Source organism: Azospirillum formosense, from assembly GCF_013340925.1.
In the GTDB taxonomy this organism is placed as follows: domain Bacteria; phylum Pseudomonadota; class Alphaproteobacteria; order Azospirillales; family Azospirillaceae; genus Azospirillum; species Azospirillum formosense.
This window is the reverse complement of the sequence record NZ_WHOR01000537.1, coordinates 1-787: the sequence shown is the minus strand read 5'-3', so window position 1 is coordinate 787 and position 787 is coordinate 1. Positions and strand designations below refer to the sequence as shown.

General features: G+C 76.2%; 1 protein-coding gene. It reads right to left on the bottom strand.

Annotated features, from left to right (window positions below):
* Positions 1–787 (bottom strand): alcohol dehydrogenase catalytic domain-containing protein (locus GBZ26_RS29675; protein ID WP_425599378.1); only part of this gene is annotated, 787 nt, incomplete at both ends.

Sequence of the window (787 nt, the reverse complement as noted above, 5' to 3'; positions counted from 1 at the left end):
GGGGGCGGTGTCCGGCGGGGCGGCCCTCTTTTCCCACCCGCCCCCCCGCCGCCCGGGGCCGGGCGGGGGGGGGGCCCCCGCCCGGGGGGGTGGAGCCCCCCCCGCCGCCCCCCGCCCGGGCTCGGCGGGGAGGCGGGGGAGGGCGCCCGCGGCGACGGAGCGGTCCACCGCCTCCGCCCCGCGGGCGCGGATCGCGGCGGCGCGGCGCTCCGACGACACCATGCCGGTCACCTTCATGCGCCGGGCCAGCGCCAGCTCGACGGTCCAGGCGCCGGTGCCGCCCGCCGCGCCCTCGACCAGCAGACGCTTGCCGGGCTGCACGTCGAGGGCAGTGAACAGCGCGCGGTAGCCGGTGCCGGCGGCGAGCATGTAGCTTCCCGCCTCCTCCAGCGCGAGGCCGGGCGGCAGGGGGAAGAGCTGCGGCCCGTCGGCCAGCATGAACTGCTGGTGGCTGCCGTCCGGCGACTGGTAGCCCTGGATGTGGAAGTCGGTGAACATAGGGTCGGCCCCGGCCTCCGGGTCCAGCAGGTCGGAGACTCCGGAATAGACGGCGACCAGATCGCCGACCGCCAGCCGCCCCTGGGCCTGCAACGCCTCGCCCATCCGCACGACCATGCCGACGCCGCCGGAGCCGGTGACGTGCACGTCCTCGTCATGCTCGTCGAACAGGGAGATGGGGATGCCGGTCAGCGCCCAGACGTCGTTGTAGTTGACCTCCGACGCGAGGACGTAGACGAGCGCCTTGTTGGGGCCGGGCTCGGGGACGGGGATGACGACCTCGGCTTCG